Genomic DNA, 19,753 nt, shown 5'->3' with positions numbered 1-19,753 from the left:
CCGGTGGTCTTTCGGCCGCACCGACGGCCTTCGGTTACGGCGTGGACGGATCGATGATCGGTTGTGATCCGGTCGAGGTGGCCTCGTATCTGCCGTCCATACTCGAGCCGACGCCGTGGCCCGGCTCGGTACCCTCCACCGCGATCGCGAAGTCGTCACCGTGCCCGGACACTCCGGTCACCACCGCCTGCTCGACCGCCGCCGTGGCGTAGCGACCGCGCACGATGATCGGGTCGTGTCGCAGATCCCGCAGCAGCGACGCGGCCATGCCGATCATGATGACCAGGAACGGCAGAGCCGCCACGATCGTGATGTTCTGCAGGCCCGACAACGCATCGGCACCGCCGATCTGCAGCATGACCGCCGCTACCGCGCCGGTGGCCGCGCCCCAGAAGATGACATTCCACCGGCTGGGCTCGAGGGTGCCGCGCTCGGACAGGGTACCCATGACCATCGACGCGGCGTCGGCACCGGAGACGAAGAAGATCGCCACCAGGATGATCACCAGCACCGAGGTGAGCCCCTCGAGCGGCAGGTGCGAAAGCATCTCGAAGAGCATGTTCTCCGAGGCGATCTGGCCGTCCTCGGTCAGATCGGTGCCCGTGCTCTGGAACCTCAGGGCGGCGCCGCCGAAGACGGCGAACCACACCAGCGAGACCAGGCTGGGCGTCAACAGCACGCCGGTGACGAACTGCCGGATGGTGCGGCCCCGCGAGATGCGGGCGATGAACATGCCGACGAAGGGGGTCCAGCTGATCCACCACGCCCAGTAGAAGATCGTCCAACTCGACAACCACGCCTGCATGTTCTCGCCGCCGGAGGCGTCGGTGCGCGCGGCCATCATCGCGAGGTCCTGCAGATAGGACCCCACCGTCGTCGGGATCAGATTGAGGATGAAGACCGTAGGTCCGGCGACGAAGACGAAGAACGCCAGCACGACGGCGAGGACCATGTTGATATTGGCCAGCCACTGAATGCCCTTGGCGACACCGGACACCGCGGAGAGGATGAACGCGATCGTCAGGATCACGATGATCACGATCAGCAGGGTGTTGCCGACCGCTCCGACCCAGCCGACCACCTGCAGACCGCTGCCGATCTGCAGCGCACCGAGCCCGAGCGAGGTCGCCGAGCCGAAGAGGGTGGCGAAGATGGCGAAGATATCGATCACCCGACCGGGCCATCCCCGAACGGCCTTCTCGCCGAGCAGCGGGGTGAAGACCGCGCTGATCTGCAGGGACCGACCGCGCCGGAAGACCCCGTAGGCGATCGCCAGCCCGACGACCGCATAGATCGCCCACGGGTGCAGGGTCCAGTGGAACAGCGTGGTCGCCATCGCGGTCTCGAGCGCTTCGTCGCCGCCGGGTGTGCCGGGAGGTGGACCGATGAAGTGCCACAACGGTTCCGCGACGCCGTAGAACATCAAACCGATGCCCATGCCGGCGGAGAACATCATCGCGATCCAGGAGGTGGTCCGGAACTCGGGTGCCTCGCCGTCGCGCCCGAGCGGGATGCGCCCGAACTTGCCGAGCGCCAACCACAGGACGAATATCACGAACCCGCTGGCGGCCAGCGAGAAGAGCCAGCCGAAGTTGTGGACGACGAAGCTCAGGCCGGACGACGCCGAACTCGCCAGCGATTCCGTGCTGAAGATGCCCCACACGACGAAAGCGAGTGAAACAACGGCTGTTACGCCGAAGACGATGGTGTCGATTCCGGATCCGCCGTCGGGCCGATCGATTTCCGAGTCCAGCGCCGGATGATGGTGGCCATCTCCGCCCGGCACGGTGGTTGCGTCATCAGTCATATCGCATCATCGAGCTGTCGCCCGACTCCCTCCCCGAACGCCACGAGCAGATCGCTCCTGCTGGATTACCCTGCCCCCACTGCCGATTGTTCGCAACTTGTTCACGATCATTTCGGTCACAGGGCCCGCCCATTCGGATGCCACTCCGGACAATGCACGAAAGGCGGTTACTTGCAACGCGAGTCGCCGACCCCTCGCCGGAATGACCGACCGGCTGCCCCGGATGTCGCCGGCGGGCGCGCGGCGCCGCCCACCGACCCGTGAGCCACCCGCGCGTAACCGGTTCGCATCGCTCGGCGTAGCAGCTTGACCCTTGTCCGGATTGCCTCTTTTATGGCATTTCCTGGATTTCGAGACGAGAGGAGGGGGCTCGTGAGCACAACCGCCCCCGAGAGCGATGGATCATCGACCGAGGCGACGACATCCGCGACGGGCGGACACGGTATCCGCCCAAGCGTCTTCTGGCCGGCGCTGATCCTTCTGGCGATCGTGGTCGCGATCTCCACCATCTTCGCCGACGGCACCGGCGAAGTACTTCAGGCGTTGCAGGACAACGTCATCGGGACGTTCGGGTGGTACTACACCCTGATCGTCACCGGCTTCGTGCTGTTCTCGATCTGGGTCGGCGCCGGGAGGTTCGGCGATATCAAGCTCGGCCCCGACGATGCTCCGGCCGACTACAGCTTCCTGCAGTGGTTCGTCATGTTGTTCGCCGCCGGTATGGGCATCGGCCTGGTCTTCTGGGGTGCGGCCGAGCCGCTGAGCTTCTACGCCGCCCCGAAACCCGGAGTCGAGGGCGATGACATCGAGCTGGCCCAGGAGGCGATGGCACAAACCTTCCTGCACTGGGGTCTGCACGCATGGGCGATCTACGTGGTCGTCGGGCTCGCCCTGGCGTACGCCATCCACCGTCGTGGACGCTCGGTCTCCCTGCGCTGGGTGCTCGAGCCGCTGCTCGGCGATCGGGTCAAAGGCACCGCCGGCGACATCATCGACGTGGTCGCGATCATCGGAACCGTCGCCGGCGTGGCGACCTCGCTGGGTCTGGGCGTCTCACAGATCGCCGCGGGCCTCGAATACCTCGGCGTCGTCGATCAGGCGAACAACACCGTCCTGGTGGTGCTGATCGTGGTGATCACCGCGATCGCGACGCTGTCGGTGGTGTCCGGTCTGGACAAGGGCATCAAGTGGCTGTCGAACTTCAACCTCGGCCTGGCCGCGCTGTTCGTCGTGGCGCTGCTGCTGCTGGGCCCGACCCTGTTCATCCTGCGGTCGTTCGTCGAAAACATCGGCGGCTACCTGTTCGGCATCATCCCGTTGAGCTTCGACACCAGCGCCTTCTTCGGCGCCGACGGGCAGCAGTGGCAGGGCTGGTGGACCACCTTCTACTGGGGATGGTGGATGTCGTGGGCACCGTTCGTGGGCATCTTCATCGCCCGCATCTCGCGTGGCCGCACCGTTCGCGAATTTGTCTTCGGCGTCCTGCTGGTGCCGACGCTGGTGTCGATGGTGTGGTTCTCGGTCCTGGGCGGCAGCGCGCTGTACCGCGAGTTGTTCGGCGAAGGCGGCCTGATCGCCGAGGACGGCACGGTCTCGGCGCCCTCGGTGCTGTTCAATCTGGTCGGCGACCTGCCGGGCGGAACCCTGCTGGCCGGAGTGACGATCGTGTTGGTCACGATCTTCTTCGTGACCTCGTCGGACTCCGGTTCGCTGGTGGTCGACATGCTCGCCTCCGGGGGCGACCCGAACCCGCCGACCTGGAGTCGCGTGCTGTGGTCGGTCATCGAGGGCCTGGTGGCGATCAGCCTGCTGCTCGCCGGAGGCCTCGCCGCCCTGCAGACCGGCGCCATCCTGGTAGCGCTGCCTTTCAGCGTGATCATGGTGGCGATGTGTTTTGCGATGTACAAGGAATTCCACTCCGAATACGTCGAAACCGAACGCCTCAACCGGCTCGCTCGGCGAAAGGTGCTCACCGAGGAAATCGGCGGGACGGTCACCACCGATCTGGTCGAGAACTTCGACGATCACTTCGGTGACCGGGTCGATCAGCATATCGACGAGAAACTGAGCCGCACCGGAGAACTCCCGGTGGTCGATCGCGGCTCCGATCGACCTTCCTGATTCCCCCGACCCACCCGATTCGGCAGCCCCATCCCGATTCGGTAGGCATATGAATGTTCGCGGCCCCGCTCGAGTTTCTCCTCGGGTGGGGCCGCGATCGTTTCTCCGACCGACCCCCTGGCCGCGTTTCCGGCCGGCCTCCGCGCGCCCCTTTTTCGGTCGGCCCGGGGCGGAGTTTTCCGGTCGGCCCGGCGTTCCCACATCACGGCAGCATTCCGCCGCCGACCAGACCGTCGACCAGACCGAGAACCACCGGCACGATGCCGATGCAGACGAAGGCCGGCAGGAAGCACAGGCCGAGCGGACCGGCGATCAGTACCCCGGCTCGTTCGGCGCGGGCGGTGGCGACCTCGTCGAGGTCGCTGCGCCGGCGGTCGGCCAGTTCGTCGAGCGCCGCCGCCATCGAGGCACCCGAGCGGGCCGAGCGGCGCGCGGGCCCGGCCAGATCCCGGATCGCCCCGGCCGGATCGGGGCGGGACCACACCGCCTGCGGGTCGGCACCCAGCGCGATCAGGTCGGCGGAGCGCCGCAGTTCGCGCGCCATCGCGGTCGGTGCCACCATCGCGGCGGCGCGGCCGGCGATCTCCGCGGACAGACCGGACCGCAGACAGGCGGCAAATAGGTTGTAGGCCGCCGGTTCGGCGAGCGGGTCGTCGATCTCCCGGGCCGGCGGAGAGCTCCGACGCGGGCGGGCGGGCGCGGTGATCCGCTTCGGAGCAGGCGCGGCGAGCAGGCTCGCCGCCAGCACGAGCAGGACGGTGATCACCGGGCCGCCCGATCGGTGATCGCATCGGACCAGAGCACTCCCAGGCAGGCCAGGGTCACCCCGATCGCCAGCAGGGCGCCACCCCACCCGGAGCCCAGCAGGACGGCGAACGGCTGCGCCCCCATCAGCTGCCCGAGGGCCACACCGGGCACCGGGAGCAGCGCCAGCACCGTGGCCGTCGCCCGGGCACCGGCGAGGGCGGACCGCACGCGTGCCTCGAAGCGCAGCCGCCGTTCCAGGTCGCTGCGCACCGCCTCGAGCAGGACCGCGGCCTCGAGACCGTACCGATCGGTCAGCTCGGCCACCCGTCCGACGCGGCGCAACGCCGGGGTCTCGGCGGCGGCGAACGCGGCGGCGATCGGGCCGCCGAGGCGGGCGCCGGCCGCGGCTCGGCGGAAGACCTCCCCCACCCCGACGGAGCGACCTTCCGAGACGTCCGTTCCCGAGCCGCGACGCTCCGCACCCATCGCGAGGGCGATCTCGTCCGCGGCCGCCGTGCAGGCCGCGGCCGGGTCGGCCCCGACCCGCAGTTCGGCGACCATCGCCTCGAGCCCGGTGGACGTCGCCCGCTGGTCGCGCTCCCGGGTGCGGGCGGCCAGCAGAGCGCGCCGCCGGGCGCGCAGGGTCGCGCCGAGAACCACCACGGACACCCCGACCGCCCACCCGGCCCACAGCGATACGGCCGGCACGATCAGCGCCACCACCAGCGGCAGGATCGCCGCGGAGTCGATCGAACGGAGCTGCGAGGCGGACGGACGACGGGGCTGGCGGACCCTGCGGCGCGGAAACGACACGACCGCCAGAGCGGCGGCGGCCACCAGCAACGCGCCGATCATCGGGCACACCGCGCTGCCAGCAGCCGGTCGAGCCGATCGCGGCCGGGACCGTCGGGCCGGCCGGGGGCCCAGGCCGATCGAACGACCACCCGGTCGTCCTCGCGGCGGTCCAGCACCCCGATATCGCGCAGATACCGCCGGCCGGAGGCCTCCCGATGGACGTGCAGCACCACCTGCACGGCCGCGGCCAGTTGGCTGTGCAATGCGGCTCGCCCCAAACCGCCCGGCGCGGCCAACGCCTCGAGCCGCGCCGGCACTTCGTCGGGGCTGTTGGCGTGGACGGTGCCGGCGCCACCGTCGTGCCCGGTGTTCAACGCGGCGAGCAGGTCGATCACCTCGGTGCCGCGTACCTCTCCGACCACGATCCGGTCCGGACGCATCCGCAGCGACTGGCGTACGAGGTCCCGGACATCGACCCGGCCGACACCTTCGACGTTGGCCTGGCGGGCGACCAGCCGCACGACGTGGGGATGGTTCGGCGCCAGCTCGGCGGAGTCCTCGACGCAGATGATGCGCTCGGCCGGATCGACCCGGGCGAGCAGCGCGGACAGCAGGGTCGTCTTGCCGGCGCCGGTCCCGCCGGCGACCAGGAAGGCCAACCGGGCGCGGACGATCCGGTCGAGCAGTTCCGCCGCTTCCGGGGCGATCGCGCCGGCGCGCACGAGGGAGTCGAGGTGCTGTGTCGCCGGTCGCAGGACTCGCAGCGAGATGCAGGTACCCGCCGGAGCGACCGGTGGGAGCACCGCGTGCAGGCGGACGCCGAAGGTGCGCTGCGGGGTCGACGGCAGTCGGCCGTCGACCCAGGGTTGGGCGTCGTCGAGCCGACGACCGGCGGCGATCGCGAGGCGTTGGGCCAGGCGCCGGACAGCCGCCTCGTCGGGGAAGCCGATCGCGACGCGCTCGAGGCCGCGGCCCCGATCGGCCCAGACCCCGTCGGGTGCGGTCACCAGGACGTCGGTGATCGCCGGATCGTCGAGCAGGGCGTCGAGTGGGCCGGCACCGGTCAGTTCCGTTTCGAGCGTGCGCAGCGCCTCCAGCAGGTCCGCGTCGCCCAGCAGCCCGCCGGATTCGGCGCGCAGAGCAGCCGCCACGCCCGCCGCGTCGAGGTCGGCGGTCCCGGCGGTCAACCGCTCCCGGACCCGATCGAGCAGTTGGTCGGTCAGCCGGGGTGTCACCGCGCGATCCGGTCGCCGAGGCGATCGGCCACCGTCTCGGCGCAGATCAGCAGCGGTGACCGGCGCCGCGGTGTCCAGCCCTGCCGATCGATGCGCGCATCGAGCCCCGGCTCCGGGCGCATGGCGGCCAGCAGCGGCAGTTCCAGCAGGTCGGCGACCTCGCTCGGCCGCCGCCCGAGAGCGGACGGCCCCCGCACGACCACCCCGATCTCGGAGGTCAGCGCGCGCAGCCGGCCGATCACCGGGCCCGCGGCGGCGATCGCCGGGGTGGTCGCCGGGCAGATCACCACCACCAGATCGGCCGCACCGATCGCCAGGTCGGCGGCGGCATCGTCGACGCGGGGACAGTCGACCACCGCCGGGTCACCGGAGGCGCGCACCGCGTCGAGGACCGCCCGCATGGCGGCTGGCCCCGGATGGGCACCGTCGGTAGTGCGGGCACCGGACAGCACCGCCAATCCGTCACCGGCGGGTACCGCGGCGAAGAGGGCGTCCGCCGCGATCCGTCCCTCCTCGGCAACCAGATCGGGCCAACGGATGCCGGGCCGGTCCTCCCATCCGATCAGCAGGTCCAGCCCACCGCCGAGCCGGTCGGCGTCGATGAGCAGAACACGTCGCCGGTCATCGGCCGCGCCGGAGGTGGGGGTGATGCAGGCGCGGGCCAGGGCGACCGCGAAGCAGGACGCACCCGCCCCGCCGCGGGCGCCGACGACCGCGACGAGGCCGCCGCCCGCGGCGCGTTCCGTCCCGGCGGCCAGCAGCCGCGCCAGTTGCGCGTCGTCGCGGGGCAGCACCAGTACGCCGGCGGAACCCAATTCGCCGGCCAGCCGCCAATGCGACAGCTCGGCACGCCCGGCAGCCACCAGAATCACCCGATCGCGGGGAACCGGGCCGGCCCGCAGTATCGCCTCGGCGGCCGCGGTGTCCAGGACGACCGCGTGCGCGGCGCGCCAGTCCACCGGGCCGATCGACGGCACCGGTGCGGCTTGCCCCGGATCCGCCGGCCCGTCCGCTCGCCCGTCACCGGTGGTGGAGGTCACCTCGATGATCGACGCGCCGGCGGCCGCGGCGGCTCGTCTGATGTCCGCGCGCAGACCGGCGTCGGCGACCGCCACCAGGACGGCCGACGCGACGCCGGGATCCGTTGTCGCAGTTTTTGATCCGTTGCCCATGTCGGACATCATTCGATCGATCGACGCGCGCCGCCAGAGGAGTACGGCGGGGTGTGGATAACGCCGCGCGCCCGGGGATAACACACTTGACACCGGCGCCGTATATCGAAGCGAAGCGTCGAGTTCGATCGAAATATTCGCGCTACGACTTTCATTCGGTTTTGTTGATTAGGCCAAACCGACCGATGCCCCGTTTTGATAGATGAAAAGCAAACAGTCGCAAGTTGAACCAACGTCCAGATAAAATGAACGACCCCCGCCAGGGGGGAGGAGGCGGGGGTCGTCTGTGTTCAGCCCCGGGGGGTCGGGCTGAATACTCCTGGACTACCGTCCAGGCAAGTTGATAGTACACCCGGGAAAGGGTGCGTTTGCAAGTTCAACCTTTCAATGCGCCCGACTTTCCCCCCTGAATGCTCTCGAATCGCAAATCCGTGGCCGCACAGCATCAATGAGTAACCAAGTCTCAAACTCACCGGGGCGGACGGCCGGCCCTCGCACCTCGAACCCGCGACGGCGATCCCACCCTCGACGGGCGACCCCGCAGCCGTCGACATTCCGGATCCGCGATTCCCCGCCGGCGCGCACTTTCCGGCCGCGGCCGCACGGGCGCAGCCCTCGCCGCGACATCGGTGAATACGCACCACATCCGAGTTGCCATCCGGACGTCGCCGTCGAACCGCGACCGAGTGCACGGATTCCTCCCCGGACCGAACCGTCCGACCGCTCGGCCGGACCCTTCCGCCCCACCGACCCGTCCCGCACCCCGCCTCATCGGACCCGCAACGGCCCGTCCCATCCGGCCGCGATCGGACGTCCGCCGTCGCCGGCCGGCCATCCGACGGGTGTCGTACGGCGGAACCGGCCGGGCCGCACCGCCGCAGAACCCTCACCGACGCCGCCTCGCCACCGTCCGCGCACGACCATTTTCGACCACCTCCGGCGGGTGGCATTCGCCGATATCGACGCCGATCGCACACGATGGGGCTGCATATCGGTGGAATCCGCCCGGGTATCCGCCGGCTGTCGAACAACCCGGTTCCGCGATCCGCCCGGCACCTCGCCGGCGGCCGACTTTCCGCCCGAGCCAACCCGCGGACCTGATCGACGGCAGGGGTCGGCCGATTTCCGATCATCGAACGAAAGACCTTGCGGTGATCGGCATCACACGGTAGAAAGGGAGATGTAAGGAGAAGCGGTTGGCCAAGGCCGATTCGGAAGAGAAGAATCGTTCTCCCGACCGTGAATCCCGGTACATCTATCACGTACCCACGCGTAGCACGCCGCGATGAGGCTAAAGCGTTGTGGGGCCTGCGAATTCGATTATCTGGCCGTTCGGACGGCATAGAAGAGGCAGCGCAGCGACAGGAGGTCCGCGCACAACGGTGGGGATTTCGTTTCACGAAGATCCACCGGTCGCGAGTTCCGCGAGATAACGAATCGCCGAGGCCGTGCGGAACCAAAGAGGTTCCGCCGCAACCAAACCAAGCACGCTTGGTAGCATGATGCTTGTACCGTGGGTGGTGGGCTCCGAGTAATCGGGCCCACCACCTTTCTTTTTGTCCGCCGCTATCCGGACGCGAGCGAATCGGCGATCTTGACGGCCTCGGCCGCTCCTGCTTCCATTGCCCGACAACACATTTCCACCCATTCGAGGACCGCTTCCGGTGAGCCCTCCGCATATGCGGTCAGCGCCGTGCGGTAATCGCCGGGTCGGCGCATCCACTCGATCTCCGGGACCCCCAAACCGTGGGGATCGAGCCCGGAGGCGATCGCCGTCAGGCGAGCCGCGCCGCGCGCCACGACACCGTCGTGGCTGCCGAAAGGCCGCAGCGACAACAACTCCGCGTGCGCGATCGCCGTGACGATCGGCGCCGGGGCCGCCGTGGCCCCGGTCAGCAGTTGGGCGAGCAGGTCGAGCCGGCGGGCCACCGCCGTCGAGCGGGGGCGGCCGACCGAGGCGGGATCGGCGTCGGCACCCGCCGCCAGGACATGCAGGCGGGCGAGGACCTGCAGCGGGGCGCGCCGCCAGGTGGCGACGGTCGTATCGATCGCATCGACGCCCAGAGCGGTCGCCACCGCGATCGCCGGCGTGGTCGGAACCTCCTGCGGATCGCTCCACGACGGCACGGAGCCGGCCCCACCGGGCTGCTCGGCCGCCGCCAACAGGTCGGACGCGCGGGCCGCGCGCGAACCCGCGATCGCGGCGCTGCGGGACCATCCGCGCAGATTGAAGCGGTGTCGGTGCACCGCGGCCAGCGCCGAACGCGCCCGCTCGGCCGCGTCGACGATGCCGGGCGCCGACACCAGCGCATACAACGGATCGGAAGCCGGGACAGTCATCGTCCGCAGAGACTACTGCGGCCGCCCCACCCGAACGGACAGCACCCGCTGCCGGCGAATCGGGTGGGATTTCCCTCGGCACCGCCATGGATTCCGATCAGGATGTCGACTTCGGTGCGTTCCGTCCGCCTTGTGACTACGCTCACCAGGAGGACTTTCGACGTCGCCGGCACACATATGTGCAGGTGTCGATACGCGCATTTACAGCCACCCATCGAGCACGAGGAGCGCCGCAGCCATGACCGATACGGTCTCGCCCAGCCATCCGGTGTCCTATCCCCCGTCGCCCGAGTTCGCCGCACAGGCCAACGCGACGGCCGACCTCTACGCGGCCGCCGAGAAGGACTCGCTCGCCTTCTGGGCGGAGCAGGCCGACCGCCTGCACTGGGAGACCCCCTACCAGGAGGTACTCGACTGGTCGGATGCCCCGGTCGCCAAGTGGTTCGTCGGGGGCACCCTCAACGTCGCCTACAACTGCGTCGACCGGCACGTCGCCGACGGCCGCGGTGACCAGGTCGCCATCCACTGGGAGGGCGAGCCAGGCGACAGCCGCGACATCACCTACTCCGAACTTCTCGCGGACGTCTCCCGCGCCGCCAACGCGTTCACCGCGTTGGGCCTGGTCGCCGGGGACCGCGTCGCGATCTACATGCCGATGATCCCCGAGGCGATCGTCTCGATGCTCGCCTGCGCGCGCCTCGGGCTGACCCACGGCGTCATCTTCGCCGGCTTCTCCTCCGCGGCCGTGCGCCAGCGCGTCGACGACGCCGGCGCCCGACTGGTGATCACCACCGACGGCCAATGGCGCCGCGGCAAGCCCGCCCCGCTCAAGGCCGCGGTCGACGAGGCCGTCGACGGCGCCGAGTCGGTCGAGCACGTCCTGGTGGTCAACCGCACCGGCTCGGACGTCGACTGGGTGGAAGGTCGCGATCTGTGGTGGCACGACACGGTCACCCCCGCGTCGCCGGAGCACACCGCCGAGGCCTTCGACTCCGAGCACCCGCTGTTCATCCTCTACACCTCGGGAACCACCGGTAAGCCCAAGGGCATCCTGCACACCTCCGGCGGCTACCTGACCCAGGCGTCGTATACCCACTACAACGTCTTCGACCTCAAGCGCGATACCGATGTCTATTGGTGCACCGCCGATATCGGCTGGATCACCGGACACAGCTATATCGTCTACGGACCGCTGTCGAACGGTGCCACCCAGGTCGTCTACGAGGGAACGCCGAATTCCCCCGACGAGCACCGACATTGGAACATCGTCGAGAAGTACGGCGTCACGATCTACTACACCGCGCCGACGCTGGTCCGCACATTCATGAAGTGGGGCAGGCAGATTCCCGATGCGCACGATCTGTCGACCATCCGCCTGCTCGGCTCGGTCGGCGAGCCGATCAACCCGGAGGCCTGGCGCTGGTACCGCGAGGTGATCGGCGGCAACTCGGCACCGATCGTCGACACCTGGTGGCAGACCGAGACCGGCGCGATCATGATCTCGCCGTTGCCCGGCGTCACGGCGACCAAGCCGGGATCCGCGCAGACCCCGCTGCCGGGCATCGCGGCACGCGTCGTCGACGAGACCAAGCCGGTGGAGCTCGGCGAGAGCGGCTTCCTGGTCATCGAGAAGCCGTGGCCGTCGATGCTGCGCGGTATCTGGGGCGACATGGACCGCTACCGCGATACCTACTGGTCGCACTTCGCCGAGCAGGGCTGGTACTTCGCCGGTGACGGTGCGCGTTTGGACGAGGACGGCGACCTGTGGGTGCTCGGTCGCGTCGACGACGTGATGAACGTGTCGGGCCACCGCATCTCCACCTCCGAGGTCGAGTCGGCGCTCGTCGGCCACCCGGCGGTGGCCGAGGCGGCGGTCGTCGGTGCGAGCGATGAGACGACCGGCCAGGGCATCGTGGCCTTCGTCATTCTGCGGGAGGGTGTCGAGAACACCGGCGAGGCGCTGATCAAGGAACTCAAAGCGCAAGTCGCCACCGACATTTCACCCATCGCCCGACCGCGCGATCTCAAGATCGTCCCGGAGCTGCCCAAGACGCGTTCCGGCAAGATCATGCGCCGGCTGCTGCGCGACGTCGCCGAGGGCCGCGACCTGGGCGATACGTCGTCCTTGGTCGATCCGAAGGTTTTCGAGGCGATTCGCGGTAGCTGAATGGCGATCGCGCCCAAGTGGTCGATTAGGGTGTGAGCGGTAAGCATCGACCTGAGAACGGGCGAGGAATGCGAGGGCGAACGTGACCGGCAGCGGGGACTTCCACAAGCGTACGGCGGGGACCAATGGTGCCTCCCGGACCATCACGTCGATTCCGCTGACCGACGCCGATTCGGTTGCCGGCGGCGGGGCGGCCTCGGTCGGCGCGTTGGTGCGCGACGCGACCACCCAGCTGTCGACGCTCTTTCGCGCCGAGGTCGCCCTGGCGAAGGCCGAGGTGACCGGCGAGGTCAAGAAGGGGATCCAGGGCAGTCTGTTCTTCGTCCTGGCGCTCGCGGTGCTGATCTTCAGCGCCTTCTTCTTCTTTTTCTTCCTCGCCGAACTGCTCGACGTGTGGCTCTACCGCTGGGCCGCCTTCCTGGTGGTCTTCGCCATCATGGTGGCGATCGCGGGATTGCTGGCACTCTTCGGCTACCTGCGCGTGCGGCGGCTGCGGATGCCGGAGAAGACAATCGATTCGCTGCGGGCGACCGCGGGCGTGATCCCGGGCGCCGGGGGGCCGACCACCCCGGCGCTCACCCGCGGCGAATCACTCTGACCTCCCGGTGGTTCCGGCGTCCTGGCCGTCTCCGGCCCTCTTGCGTCCACCGCTGCGGCGTCGGTCGACCCCCGGGTCGACCGACGTCGGGGCGGATGACGCGGGGTCGGTCGATCGGCACCGGCCGCCGATGACCCCGCCGTCACCGGCTGTAGTGCGCTTCGACGGTCCCTGGCGGCATCGCGATGTGCGGGCCAACGGCATCAAATTGCACGTCGTCGAGGCGGGGCCGGACGATCCGGACGCACCGCTGATCATCCTGTTGCACGGGTTCGCCGACTTCTGGGCGACCTGGCGCCTGCAACTCCCGCTGCTCGGTGCGGCCGGTATGCGTGCGGTCGCTGTCGATCTGCGGGGATACGGCGACTCCGACAAGCCGCCGCGCGGATACGACGGCTGGACCGGCGCCGGCGACGTCGCGGGGCTGATTCGGTCACTCGGATATTCCGACGCCACGGTGGTCGGACACGCCGACGGCGGACTGGCCGCCTGGGCAACGGCGATCCTGCACCCGCGCGTGGTGCGGTCGCTGGTACTGATCTCCGCGCCGCATCCGATCGCGCTGCGTCGCGCGGTGTTGACCGACCCGGCGCAGGCACGTGCGCTGATGCCGTCGCTGCTGAGCTACCAACCACCGCTGGTCCCGGAACGCCGGTTGGTCGGCGGTCGCGGTATCCGGGTCGAGCGCATGCTCGCGCAGCGGTCCGAACCGAGCTGGCGGGCCGACCCGCAATTCCGTACCACCGCAGACCTGATGCGCACCGCCATCCGGATCCCCGGGGTCGCGCACGCCGCGCTCGAGTACCAGCGCTGGGCGTTCCGCAGCCGTTTCCGGCCCGATGGGCATCGCTTCCTGAGCCGCATGGACCGGCAGATCGACGGCCCGGCGCTGCACCTGCACGGTCTCGACGATCCGCTGGTGCTCACGCGCACGGTCGACGATTACGCCACGTGGGCACCGCGGATGCGGGTCGACCATCTGCCGCGGACCGGCCACTGGGCCCATCTCGAACGCCCGGAGGAGATCGGCGGGCGCATCCTCGACTTCGCCGCGACCACCGAACGCTAGGGCCCGGCCCGGCACCCCCGACCGCTGGGCCCACCCGGCGCCGCCGGGTGGGCACACCGATCAGAGCGCGCAGGACCCGGTCGAGACCGGCTGGACGGCGGTACTGCCGGTGGCCAACTCGTCGGCCACCTCGGCGCCGGTCAGCGCGAATCCGGTGTCGTTGTTGTCGACCGCGGCCCCGAAGACCACCCCGATGACCTGGCCGTTCTCGTCGATCAGGGGTCCGCCGGAGTTGCCCTGTCGGATCGCGCCGCGGACGGTGTAGACCTCGCGTTCGACCTGGGCGCTCTGGTAGATGTCCGGCCCGCGCAGCAGCAGTTGTTCGCGCACCCGCGCGGCGCTCGCGGTGTAGTCGCCGCCGCCGGGATAGCCCAGCACCAACGCATTGGTACCGGAAGGAACCGAATCGGTGGAGAACGGCAGGACCGGGGCGTCGAGGCCGGGAACGTCGAGGATGGCGACGTCGACCGACGGGTCGTAGAGCACCACGGTGGCGTCGAGCGTTCCGGCGGTGCTGTCGACCTGCACGGACGACGTGCCGGCCACCACGTGGGCGTTGGTGAGCACCCGTTGCGGCGCGACGACGAAGCCGGAGCCCTCCAGCGCCTTCTGGCAGCTCTCGGCGACCCCGTGGATGCGCAGCACGCTCGGCCGCACCTGCTGGGCGATACCGCCGTAGAGGATCGAGTCGTCGGGCGGCGCGACCTCCGCGAGCGGGGTGCGTCCGAACGGTCCGATCACCGACGGCAGCCCCGAGGTGTTCAACAGCGAGGCGAACTCGGCCGGCACGTTCTGGACCCAGGGCGGAACGAGGTCGTTGACGGTGCTGAGCACCGTCGATCCGCGAACCGCCGCCGCGATGGTCGGCTGCGAGGACGACGTCAACGGCAGGGCGAGCAGCCAGGCGGCGACCAGGACGGCGGCGGCGTGCAACACCGCACCGATCGTCGAGTCGACCGAGAGGATCGCGCGGGAGCGGATGCCGCCGCGCAGGGCTCTGCCGAGCACCATGCCGGCGACCTCACCGATCACCACCAGCGCGACGATCAGTCCGACGCCGATCAGGATCCGCAAGCGGGCGTCGTCGACGCTGGCGATCAGCCGCGGCGCGAGCAGAATGCCCGCCACCGCACCGAGGATCACGCCGAGAAAGGCCAGGGCGGACGCCACCGCACCGTGGCGCCACCCGGAGGTCGCGGCGAGGATAGCCAGAAGGATGACGGCGAGGTCGAGCCATCGGGATCCGCTCACTCGGGCCGCGTTCCTCTCACGATCGGCCGCGGGATCGCCCACGCGGCTGCTGCCTCGCGCATACGGCGAGGGTCACGGACATCGGTCATTACGACCCCGGAGCCAGGCGATCGAGCGTCTGGTCGAGATCCCGAACATCGTCGGTCGGCCAGGGGATCGTCCACCCCGCCGCGTCGAGCACCGCCGAGATTACGCCTGCGGTGAAGCCCCACACCAACATGCCGCCGACCTCGAAGGCCGCACCGACATACCCGAGCGGATGCTGGACGCGGAATCGGTTGGTCGGGTCGATCAGCTCCTGCAGCGGCACCCGCACGACGGTCTCGGTTTCCCCCGGGTCCATCGCCCGCACCGGCGACGGCCGCCACCAGTAGCCCAGGACCGGGGTCACGTCGAATCCCGACGGCGGGATGTAGATCGGGTCGAGGGTGGCGAAGACGCGGACGCCGTCCGCCTCGAGGCCGGTCTCCTCGACCGCCTCGCGCAGCGCGGTCGACACCGCGTCGCGGTCCTCCGGGTCGGTCGCGCCGCCGGGGAAGGCGACCTGGCCGCTGTGCGAGCGCAGGGTGCCGGCGCGGCGCAGCAACAGCAGATCGGCGCCGGACGGAACACCGACACGCCCGGTCGCGGGGAGCTCGACATGCCCGCTCGCGGGGTTCGCCGGCGCCATCGGGGGCGCCCCGTCGTCGCCGAAGAGCATCAGGACTGCGGCGGCGCGGCCGGCGGGACGGCCGGGGCCGGAGACCTCGTCGCGGGTGGACGGCCGAGCGACGGTCAGCGCGGGGCGCACCCGATCGATCGCGTCCGACAACGGCTGCAACCAGTCGGGCACCCCGGATGCACCCGAGCTACCCGACACATCCGGTACCTCGGGCACCCCGGGCGGCGTGGTCGCGATATCGAAGGGATCGCTCATACCGAGACGCCCAGTTCGGCGGAGACCAGGGCGGCGACCTCGTCGACCGATCGGAAGACGCCGGCGTGCACGGTGGCCACCGATCCGTCGGGCCGCAGCAGGACCGAGACCGGCAGCACCTCCGGCGCACCGACCGCCGTCGCGATCCGCGCGTCCGGATCCTGCAGGCCCTCGAGGGTCACCCCGTAGGCGTCCAACCGGGCCAGCGCGGCGGCCGGGCGCAGGTCGCGATGGACGGTCACCACCGACACCGCGCCGTTCGCCCGCTCGGCGAACTGCTGCAGGATCGGCAGTTCCTGCGCGCAGGGACCACACCAGTAGGCCCACAGATTGATCAGGGTGGGGGTGCCGGCGACCACGGCGCCCGCGTCGATCGGCTCCCCCGTCGCCAGGCATTCGACCGTCAGCCCCGCCAAGGGCCCGGTCGGCGTCGCCGCCGGGTCGACCGGACAGCCGGCGACCGCGGTCGTGGCGCGGGCGGCGGCCAACTCGGCGCTCACCGGGGCATCGGCGACCGGAGCGGCCTCGGGGGCGGCGTCCGGGCGCGTCCACATCCAGCCGACGACGGCCACGATCACGACCACCGCGACGATGGCAACGACCGGTAGCACCGGCTTTGCGGTCTTCACCTGCGCGCACCGGAATTCCGGACCGCCGGGTTCGCGGCGGGAACGGTCGGGTCCCCGACGACAACAGCGGTGGTGAGCATCCGCACGAGTCTACGTTCTGCCCGACTCGCCGTGCCCCAGTGTTCCCTTCGTTTCGTCGGCCGTGTTAACTGTGCAACCATGCAGGCTCTTGCCGTCGTGCTGTTTCCCATGATGCTGATGCTCTTCGCTCTGTCCATGGAGCGTGTCGAAGCGCGACTGTCCCGCCTGAACGTCCGGGAGCAGGAAGTGGAGGAATTCCTCGACCAGGCCCGTGGCGACGATGTCGCCGCGCTGGCCGTCGAAGGTTTCCCCAACGCGCTCGCCCGGCTGCGGCTGCGCACCCGCAAGCGGCCGGGGGCACGTACCCCCGCCCTGCCGGCCGGTCTGGTTACCGAAGAAGACCGCCGCGCAAGCTGAAATTCCGGCCAACTCCCCCCACATAGACACAAACGTTCGGCCCTCCGATACGGTTTGGTTCCAACCACCGGTGGCGTCGATCACTCGACCGCGCCGCAGACGTCGTAGTATCTGCGGAGGGGTCGGTGTGACCGAGTCGATGGTGAGCGGGCATCCGTCCGGCTGTAGGGGACAACATCTCCGGTTGACCGGGACATCTGCGCAGGAAGGCTGTGCACGTGAAGGAGAATGACGTGGACGAGGTACTGGCGCGCGCCGGCATCTTCCAGGGGGTGGACCCCGCAGCGGTGGCAGCGCTGACCAAGCAGCTGCAGCCGGTGGATTTCCCGCGCGGCCACATCGTCTTCAACGAGGGCGAACCCGGCGATCGGCTGTACATCATCGTGTCCGGCAAGGTGAAGCTCGGCCGCCGCTCGCCGGACGGCCGGGAGAACCTGCTGACGATCATGGGGCCGTCCGACATGTTCGGCGAGCTGTCGATCTTCGACCCGGGGCCGCGCACGTCGACCGCGACCACCGTGACCGAGGTCCGCGCCGTCAGCATGGATCGTGACGCGCTGCGTTCCTGGATAAGGGATCGGCCGGAGATCGCCGAGCAGTTGCTGCGGGTTCTGGCGCGCCGTCTGCGCCGCACCAACAACAACCTCGCGGATCTGATCTTCACCGACGTGCCCGGCCGTGTCGCCAAGCAGCTGCTGCACCTCGCGCAGCGGTTCGGCACCCAGGAGGGCGGCGCCCTGCGGGTCACCCACGACCTGACCCAGGAAGAGATCGCCCAGCTGGTCGGTGCGTCTCGCGAGACGGTCAACAAGGCCCTCGCCGATTTCGCGCACCGCGGCTGGTTGCGCCTCGAGGGCAAGAGCGTGCTGATCTCGGACTCCGAGCGCCTGGCGCGCCGCGCGCGGTAGCGCCGCACACGAACGACGACAAGGGCGGCGCGGTCGAGGATCCTCGACCGCGCCGCCTTTTGTCCTTTGGCCCGTCAGCTGCGCAGATAGTCCAATTGCGCCTTGACCGATTGTCGCGCCGCCGGCCACAGCCGCTTGTCGATGTCGGCGTAGACCAGCTTGACCACCGCGAGCGGTGACGCGTCCGCGCCGAGGGTCTCGAGTGCGCCGCGCACCTGGTCGAGCCGCTGCTGCCGATGTACCCGGTAGGCCCGAGCCGCTTCGGCGGTGTCCGCGCCGTCCGGACCGTGCCCGGGCAGCAACCGCTTGCCCTCCCCGACGTCGCTCAGTCGGTCGAGCGAGGCCAGGTAGTCGCCGAGCGTGCCATCGCGCGAATCGATGACCGTCGTTCCCCGGCCGAGGATCGTGTCCCCGGTGACGACGGCGTCGTCGAGCACCAGGCTCACCGAGTCGGCGGTATGCCCGGGGGTGGTGACCACGGTCAGCCGGACGCCGGCCGCCTCGATCACCTCGCCGTCCCGCAGTGGCTCCCCGCCGCGGCAGTACTTCGGGTTCAGCGCGCGAACGGGCGCACCGGTCAGCCGCGCGATGCGCGGGATGCCGCCGGTGTGGTCGTGATGGCGGTGCGTGATCAGCACCAACGGCACGTCGGCCGCATCGACGATCCGGTCGATATGTGCGCGGGTGCGCGGACCGGGGTCGACGACGATGCGTTCGCGGGAGCCGGGCGCGCCCAGCAGCCAGGAATTCGTGCCGTCGAGCGTCATTTTGCCCGGGTTGTCGGCCAGCAGCACGCTTGCGGTGTCGGTGACCGGCCGGACCACCCCGTAGGCGGGGTGCTCGATCGGTCCACCGGGGACGGCATCATCGCCGGCCACCGGATCAGCCCTCGATCTCGACGATCAGTTCGACCTCGACCGGGACGCCGAGCGGCAGTTCCGCCACACCGACGGCCGATCGAGCGTGCGCGCCGGCGTCGCCGAAGACCTCGCCGAGCAGGTTCGACGCCCCGTTGATCACCGCGGGTTGCCCGGTGAAGCCGTCGGCGGAGGCCACGAAGCCGACGACCTTGACCACCCGCACCACCGAGTCGATACCGACCAGGGCGTGTACGGCGGCCAGCGCGTTGAGCGCGCAGGTGCGCGCGGCGTAGGCGGCATCCTCGGGAGCGACCGCATCGCCGACCTTGCCGACGTGGGTGGGCTTACCGTCGACCAGCGGAACCTGGCCGGAGGTGTAGACGAGGTTGCCGGTGCGCACCGCGGGGATATAGGCGGCGACCGGGGGAACCACCGGCGGCAGTTCGATGCCCAGATCGTGCAGGCGGCGCGTCCAGGACACCGCGGTTTCGGAGGCACTCATCGTCAGCCCTTCGGACGCTTGAAGTAGGCCACCAACTGCTCGGCCGACATGCCGGGCTGAACCGTGACCAGTTCCCATCCGTCGGCGCCGAAGTTGTCGAGGATCTGCTTGGTGTTGTGGATCAGCAACGGTGCTGTCAGGTACTCCCACGCGGTGGCATTGCTCATGTTGGTCAGACTAGTGGCCACTTGTTTGTAA

18 protein-coding genes are annotated in these 19,753 nt (G+C 69.7%); 6 read left to right on the top strand and 12 right to left on the bottom strand.

Going from position 1 to position 19,753, the window contains the following annotated elements; all coding sequences use genetic code 11:
* Positions 1-34: 34 nt before the first annotated feature.
* Positions 35-1,807: a BCCT family transporter gene (locus tag MB1_RS13135; protein ID WP_084351690.1), complete on the bottom strand. Its 1,773-nt coding sequence runs from the start codon at positions 1,805-1,807 to the stop codon at positions 35-37.
* Positions 1,808-2,179: 372 nt separating this feature from the next.
* Here MB1_RS13135 and MB1_RS13130 point away from each other — a divergent pair, with 372 nt between their 5' ends.
* Positions 2,180-3,928, top strand: a complete 1,749-nt coding sequence (locus MB1_RS13130; RefSeq protein ID WP_066907753.1) for a BCCT family transporter — start codon at positions 2,180-2,182, stop codon at positions 3,926-3,928.
* A 202-nt stretch (positions 3,929-4,130) separates the two neighbouring features.
* On the opposite strand, the gene MB1_RS13125 is transcribed toward MB1_RS13130, so the two are convergent.
* The 5 genes from MB1_RS13125 to MB1_RS13105 form a co-directional block, all read right to left on the bottom strand.
* On the bottom strand, positions 4,131-4,694 hold the full coding sequence (locus MB1_RS13125) for a type II secretion system F family protein (protein ID WP_066907750.1): 564 nt from the start codon (positions 4,692-4,694) through the stop codon (positions 4,131-4,133).
* On the bottom strand, positions 4,691-5,530 hold the full coding sequence (locus tag MB1_RS13120; RefSeq protein WP_066907748.1) for a type II secretion system F family protein: 840 nt from the start codon (positions 5,528-5,530) through the stop codon (positions 4,691-4,693). Before MB1_RS13120 ends, MB1_RS13125 begins: the two co-directional genes overlap by 4 nt.
* Complete coding sequence (locus MB1_RS13115) at positions 5,527-6,705, bottom strand: TadA family conjugal transfer-associated ATPase (RefSeq protein WP_066907745.1); 1,179 nt, start codon at positions 6,703-6,705, stop codon at positions 5,527-5,529. Before MB1_RS13115 ends, MB1_RS13120 begins: the two co-directional genes overlap by 4 nt.
* Positions 6,702-7,877 (bottom strand): septum site-determining protein Ssd, encoded by a 1,176-nt coding sequence (gene ssd / locus MB1_RS13110; protein ID WP_169801654.1) that lies wholly within the window; start codon positions 7,875-7,877, stop codon positions 6,702-6,704. The genes MB1_RS13115 and ssd overlap by 4 nt, the downstream gene beginning before the upstream one ends.
* A 1,566-nt stretch (positions 7,878-9,443) precedes the next feature.
* Positions 9,444-10,217, bottom strand: coding sequence for a Fic family protein (locus tag MB1_RS13105; RefSeq protein WP_066907739.1), 774 nt, complete (start codon positions 10,215-10,217; stop codon positions 9,444-9,446).
* 238 nt (positions 10,218-10,455) lie between these two features.
* Between MB1_RS13105 and acs the strand changes: the two genes are divergently transcribed.
* The 3 genes from acs to MB1_RS13090 all read left to right on the top strand — a co-directional run bounded on the left by acs (position 10,456) and on the right by MB1_RS13090 (position 14,051).
* Positions 10,456-12,384 carry an acetate--CoA ligase gene (gene acs / locus MB1_RS13100; protein WP_066907736.1) on the top strand — a complete coding sequence of 643 codons (1,929 nt, stop codon included), beginning with the start codon at positions 10,456-10,458 and terminating at the stop codon, positions 12,382-12,384.
* Positions 12,385-12,466: 82 nt separating this feature from the next.
* Positions 12,467-12,982, top strand: coding sequence for a phage holin family protein (locus MB1_RS13095; protein ID WP_066907734.1), 516 nt, complete (start codon positions 12,467-12,469; stop codon positions 12,980-12,982).
* A gap of 130 nt (positions 12,983-13,112) precedes the next feature.
* Positions 13,113-14,051 carry an alpha/beta fold hydrolase gene (locus MB1_RS13090; RefSeq protein WP_066907731.1) on the top strand — a complete coding sequence of 313 codons (939 nt, stop codon included), beginning with the start codon at positions 13,113-13,115 and terminating at the stop codon, positions 14,049-14,051.
* Between the two features lie 60 nt (positions 14,052-14,111).
* Here MB1_RS13090 and MB1_RS13085 read toward each other — a convergent pair whose 3' ends face one another.
* From MB1_RS13085 to MB1_RS13075, 3 genes are all read right to left on the bottom strand, one after another.
* Positions 14,112-15,302, bottom strand: a complete 1,191-nt coding sequence (locus MB1_RS13085; RefSeq protein ID WP_066907728.1) for a MarP family serine protease — start codon at positions 15,300-15,302, stop codon at positions 14,112-14,114.
* Between the two features lie 88 nt (positions 15,303-15,390).
* A complete protein-coding gene (locus MB1_RS13080; protein WP_084351686.1) occupies positions 15,391-16,218 on the bottom strand; it encodes an NUDIX hydrolase in 828 nt (275 codons plus the stop codon).
* Positions 16,215-16,847, bottom strand: coding sequence for a TlpA family protein disulfide reductase (locus MB1_RS13075; protein ID WP_245650173.1), 633 nt, complete (start codon positions 16,845-16,847; stop codon positions 16,215-16,217). The genes MB1_RS13080 and MB1_RS13075 overlap by 4 nt, the downstream gene beginning before the upstream one ends.
* A gap of 159 nt (positions 16,848-17,006) precedes the next feature.
* Between MB1_RS13075 and MB1_RS13070 the strand changes: the two genes are divergently transcribed.
* Positions 17,007-17,285, top strand: coding sequence for a hypothetical protein (locus tag MB1_RS13070; protein WP_066907725.1), 279 nt, complete (start codon positions 17,007-17,009; stop codon positions 17,283-17,285).
* A gap of 233 nt (positions 17,286-17,518) precedes the next feature.
* Positions 17,519-18,193 (top strand): Crp/Fnr family transcriptional regulator, encoded by a 675-nt coding sequence (locus MB1_RS13065; RefSeq protein ID WP_066908026.1) that lies wholly within the window; start codon positions 17,519-17,521, stop codon positions 18,191-18,193.
* 74 nt (positions 18,194-18,267) lie between these two features.
* Here the strand turns inward: MB1_RS13065 and MB1_RS13060 are convergent, their stop codons facing one another.
* Genes MB1_RS13060 through sp36 form a run of 3 tightly spaced genes read right to left on the bottom strand, consistent with a single transcriptional unit; the run spans position 18,268 to position 19,722 of the window.
* Positions 18,268-19,071 carry an MBL fold metallo-hydrolase gene (locus tag MB1_RS13060; RefSeq protein ID WP_245650172.1) on the bottom strand — a complete coding sequence of 268 codons (804 nt, stop codon included), beginning with the start codon at positions 19,069-19,071 and terminating at the stop codon, positions 18,268-18,270.
* A gap of 4 nt (positions 19,072-19,075) precedes the next feature.
* Positions 19,076-19,555 carry a RidA family protein gene (locus MB1_RS13055; RefSeq protein ID WP_066907723.1) on the bottom strand — a complete coding sequence of 160 codons (480 nt, stop codon included), beginning with the start codon at positions 19,553-19,555 and terminating at the stop codon, positions 19,076-19,078.
* A 2-nt stretch (positions 19,556-19,557) separates the two neighbouring features.
* A complete protein-coding gene (gene sp36 / locus MB1_RS26030) occupies positions 19,558-19,722 on the bottom strand; it encodes a Sp36 family protein (protein ID WP_169801652.1) in 165 nt (54 codons plus the stop codon).
* Positions 19,723-19,753 lie beyond the last annotated feature (31 nt).

It is taken from the genome of Millisia brevis NBRC 105863 (genome assembly GCF_001552615.1).
In the GTDB taxonomy this organism is placed as follows: Bacteria; Actinomycetota; Actinomycetes; order Mycobacteriales; family Mycobacteriaceae; genus Millisia; species Millisia brevis.
Note: the sequence above shows the minus strand (reverse complement) of the source record. Positions and strands in the feature narration are given on the sequence as shown.

What these genes read in the sequence shown, in the direction of transcription:
- MB1_RS13135 (WP_084351690.1), bottom strand. Translation starts at nt 1,807, where the DNA reads ATGACTGATGACGCAACCACCGTGCCGGGCGGAGATGGCCACCATCAT.
- MB1_RS13120 (WP_066907748.1), bottom strand. Translation starts at nt 5,530, where the DNA reads ATGATCGGCGCGTTGCTGGTGGCCGCCGCCGCTCTGGCGGTCGTGTCG.
- ssd (WP_169801654.1), bottom strand. Translation starts at nt 7,877, where the DNA reads ATGGGCAACGGATCAAAAACTGCGACAACGGATCCCGGCGTCGCGTCG.
- MB1_RS13105 (WP_066907739.1), bottom strand. Translation starts at nt 10,217, where the DNA reads ATGACTGTCCCGGCTTCCGATCCGTTGTATGCGCTGGTGTCGGCGCCC.
- acs (WP_066907736.1), top strand. Translation starts at nt 10,456, where the DNA reads ATGACCGATACGGTCTCGCCCAGCCATCCGGTGTCCTATCCCCCGTCG.
- MB1_RS13090 (WP_066907731.1), top strand. Translation starts at nt 13,113, where the DNA reads ATGACCCCGCCGTCACCGGCTGTAGTGCGCTTCGACGGTCCCTGGCGG.
- MB1_RS13080 (WP_084351686.1), bottom strand. Translation starts at nt 16,218, where the DNA reads ATGAGCGATCCCTTCGATATCGCGACCACGCCGCCCGGGGTGCCCGAG.
- MB1_RS13070 (WP_066907725.1), top strand. Translation starts at nt 17,007, where the DNA reads ATGCAGGCTCTTGCCGTCGTGCTGTTTCCCATGATGCTGATGCTCTTC.
- MB1_RS13055 (WP_066907723.1), bottom strand. Translation starts at nt 19,555, where the DNA reads ATGAGTGCCTCCGAAACCGCGGTGTCCTGGACGCGCCGCCTGCACGAT.
- sp36 (WP_169801652.1), bottom strand. Translation starts at nt 19,722, where the DNA reads ATGAGCAATGCCACCGCGTGGGAGTACCTGACAGCACCGTTGCTGATC.